General features: G+C 51.6%; 5 protein-coding genes and 1 pseudogene. 2 read left to right on the top strand and 4 right to left on the bottom strand.

From position 1 onward, the window contains the following. Positions 1–98: 98 nt before the first annotated feature. Both H6B51_RS18530 and H6B51_RS16635 read right to left on the bottom strand, forming a co-directional pair. Positions 99–560, bottom strand: coding sequence for a metal-dependent hydrolase (locus H6B51_RS18530; RefSeq protein WP_418055079.1), 462 nt, complete (start codon positions 558–560; stop codon positions 99–101). Positions 561–620: 60 nt separating this feature from the next. Continuing rightward, the gene (locus H6B51_RS16635) at positions 621–1790 is read right to left on the bottom strand and encodes a type IA DNA topoisomerase (protein WP_335342197.1); all 1170 of its coding nucleotides are present in this window, start codon (positions 1788–1790) and stop codon (positions 621–623) included. On the opposite strand from H6B51_RS16635, the pseudogene H6B51_RS16630 reads away from it, so the two are divergent. Further along, positions 1779–2147: pseudogene (locus H6B51_RS16630) on the top strand (type IV secretory system conjugative DNA transfer family protein); the annotation flags it as partial. The gene H6B51_RS16635 and the pseudogene H6B51_RS16630 overlap by 12 nt on opposite strands. Then, positions 2144–2479 carry a formate hydrogenlyase gene (locus tag H6B51_RS16625; protein ID WP_204884716.1) on the top strand — a complete coding sequence of 112 codons (336 nt, stop codon included), beginning with the start codon at positions 2144–2146 and terminating at the stop codon, positions 2477–2479. The pseudogene H6B51_RS16630 and the gene H6B51_RS16625, both read left to right, overlap by 4 nt. 43 nt (positions 2480–2522) lie before the next feature. Here H6B51_RS16625 and H6B51_RS16620 read toward each other — a convergent pair whose 3' ends face one another. Continuing rightward, positions 2523–2864 (bottom strand): type II toxin-antitoxin system RelE/ParE family toxin, encoded by a 342-nt coding sequence (locus H6B51_RS16620; protein WP_204884715.1) that lies wholly within the window; start codon positions 2862–2864, stop codon positions 2523–2525. Next, complete coding sequence (locus tag H6B51_RS16615) at positions 2857–3150, bottom strand: type II toxin-antitoxin system RelB/DinJ family antitoxin (RefSeq protein WP_204884714.1); 294 nt, start codon at positions 3148–3150, stop codon at positions 2857–2859. The genes H6B51_RS16620 and H6B51_RS16615 overlap by 8 nt, the downstream gene beginning before the upstream one ends. Positions 3151–3375 lie beyond the last annotated feature (225 nt).

The raw sequence follows: 3375 nt of genomic DNA, 5'->3' as shown, positions 1-3375 counted from the left end.
CCAGATCTTCTATCGTCACCATATGGAGCTTCAGTTGCATTCTCCCACCCCCATGTAACTCTATTCTACCATTTACTCTTGGGATTGTGTGGACTTTGTCAACAGCTCCGTTTTGTACCAAATTGAGACTCTGTCTTTATCTTTGCCAAACGGAACTGTATCTTGAGCGGCCAAAGAAGTGGAATTCCAGGCCGATTGAACATGTCGAACAGCAAATGGGACCCTGCTCCCAAACAGAGCACAAGAGCATAAAATTTCATAGACGAAAATAGCGTCATGGTGATCCCGTATATCAGTGCCAGGAATAACAGGCTGTGACAAAATCCTCTGTGCCCGAACGCCCCGCGCATCAATCTGGAAATGATAGGGAGGGTTTTCCCTACCATACTGGTTGGCTGGTCAATATCTGGTAGTATGCTGCCTATCATGGCGGCAACAAAACTTCCAAACACAGCCGGTGTGGAAAGCGGGGGCAGAAATTCAAGGCATCCGCGTGCTGATACAGTTGTTATGATAGCCGCTGCCGCCACGCCGCCAAGTATGTGAGTTCTATATGTAATAACGCCCCTCCCCCTTCTGCTTCTATCACTTTATTTTATTTTATTCAAATCAAGGGCATGCTATCTGCGTGGGAATACAAGTTCAAAATCAGGCCCATATGGACTATTAGGATCGTCTTTCAGTTTCAAACATGCAGAGAATAAAGTTCCGTCTTTTTTGGTCAAATTATTCTTTGCGATCATCTTACCTGCCAGCAGTTCTCTGACATCAGATGCGGAAAAACGAACCTTGCTCAGCATACGTGCTTTGGGCTTCTTCCAAATGATAAAATTACACCCGTGCTCTTTGTGATTAGAGCATGAGTACCCCATAGAAAACTCCTGTATGACCCCGCCACATCTTGGGCATGTTCCCAATGTCATCTGGTTCTGATTTAGCATCAGCTTAAAACCTGTTCCATAAACGCTGTTGGGATCATCAGTCAAGTATAAGTTTGCCTCAAATGTACCACCCTTCTGTGCGACCAAGTTTTTAAAGCAAACAGGTTTGCGTGTAATCTTCTGCCCGTTTTCTGATCCGTCCACCCATCCATAAGACAGCCACGTCATCACATTTGCCGCTGTAATTACGACATTTTGCAGCATTGGTAATTTAGACTTTTTCCAGATAACAAACTTACACCCGTTGCGCCAGTTGGAACACCCGAATCCCTTTTTCCCTTCCACAATTTTCCCACCACAGCGAGGACATATACCAAGCGGTGTGGCGCACTGCCTTTCGGCTGCCAGCTTCGTAAGCAGCGCATCCGGCAGTTTGGGGTATTGCGTGTGAATTATATGTGTCACCGTGTCCAACACACTATCCGTCAAAACGTGATAGTCTCTTACTCCGGTTCTGATATCTTCCTGTAACGCCCACCAGTACGCCGTCATATCCGCCTTTTTTATCTCATCCGGGAGGATGCGGTAAAACTCCCGGGCCTTTTCCGTGGAGATGACATGCTTGCCATCATCCACCAGATATCCGTGATTGATAAGGCCCAAGATAATGCCTGCTCTGGTCGCTGGGGTCCCGATAGATCCGTTTTCGTCCGGCTTGTCTTTATCTTTCTCCCTGAGCAGAGCTTTTGCTTTGGGATCGTCCACATACTTGGCAATACAGGTCATATCAGCAGCCAGACTGGACTGAGTGTATCGCAAAGGAGGCCGCGTATCCTTTTCCAGGATCTCAACCCCACGGACCTCAGCCGAATAGACCCCAGGAGTCAGATTGCATAGCGGACTACCCACAAATACATCTCCGAGATGCTGGGCAAGGCCACCATTGATATGAAAACCCACGGGGAGACCCACGGCAAGTCCGGCTCCTACTCCACCAACTTCCAGATCAGCGGCCGGGAGCTGCTCACCCCGGACGAGGTCCGCGCCCTGGACAACCGGTACTGCATCCTGTTCATCCGGGGCACCCCGCCTGTGCTGGACCAGAAGTACGAACTCATGGACCACCCCGCCATCCGCTATACGGTGGACGGCGGCGGCCCACCCTACATCCACCACAGCGCCGGCCCTGTCTTCCAGGGCCGGCCGCTGTTTTATATAGAGGAACCTTCCGCAGCTGATGAAAAGAAGGAGGAATTGCAGCTATGAAATCCCGTACCCGTACCTTTGAAGCCTGGGCCCGGAGGCTGTTCAAGTGCTTTGCCTGCCTGGTGGTCCTGTTCACGTGTACCGCTGTCCCCGCCTTGGCGGCCAGCAATGAGCCGCTGACGGTAGTGAGTAACCTGAGTGATTTTATATTTTCTCTCATCCGCGCTATTGGCCTGATCCTGCTGGGCTTCGGCATCCTCCAGGTGGGCCTTTCCTTCAAGAGCCACGACCCCTCCCGGCGTGCCAACGGCATGCTCACTGTCGCCGGCGGCATTGTCGTCGTGTTCACTAAGGAAATCCTGAATCTTATCACCGGCAGCGCCGGGGTATAACAAGCTGGCCGGAGGGGCGGTGACGCCCTTCCGGCCAGCTCATTTATGATTCACTTCCTTGGAGATGCCGCGTGAGATCGCGCCCCCTTGTGCAGACGCCCAGGATGTAGACCTGGCGCTTGTCCAGTGCGACGGAGTATAGGATCACATCATTCCGGGTGAGCAGCATGCGGACACCCCGCTCCTTCCAGGGAGAGACGTCATACAGGGGGTACTTCAATGGCAAAAAACTAAGTTCCCCCTGAATAGAGGCCTTCAGCCGGCGATACCACTGTGCTGCCAGGGCGCTGTCCCGGAGCTGCTGGGCAATGTACTCCGCCTTTTCCTCAATGTCCAGCAGGGCGGTTTCCGTATAGCGGATCGTATACCGCCGGGGGTTATCCATGAGAAAACCTCTCCCCCATCCGCTTATCTACGGCATCCTGGTCATAGATTCGGCCTGCATCAATATCCGCCATACTGCTGGACAATTTAACGTCAATCTCGTCTTTGGTCAATTCCTCCCAGGACTTCAATGTGGGGCGGAAAGGCATCCCGCCCTCACGCAGACTCTGCCGGGCGAAGATGCGGACTGCCTCGGCAAAGGAGGTGCCCATCTCCCGGTAGAGCGTCTCCACCTGCTCCTTCAGGGCACCATCCATCCGGATCTGTACGGTTGCGTCCATGGCCATCCCTATCGCCCTCCTTGTAATACGAATGTACTACATTATTCTCTGTATGTCAAGCAAAAATATGTGTCGATTTATGGCAGAAAGAAGGTGAATATTATAGGTTCTGGGAACTGGATAATCGTAAGCGCTCAACGACCACCCACCTTCCGTATCCCTCGAAAATGTGAGACAATATCCCAAAACTCAAAAAGCTGACAGTCAGTTTTTTAAGACTTCACATCAGGA

The organism is Pseudoflavonifractor phocaeensis (genome assembly GCF_016901955.1).
Taxonomy (GTDB): domain Bacteria; phylum Bacillota; class Clostridia; order Oscillospirales; family Oscillospiraceae; genus Flavonifractor; species Flavonifractor phocaeensis_A.
The sequence above is the reverse complement of the archived record's forward strand: the minus strand, read 5'-3'. Positions and strand labels throughout refer to the sequence as shown.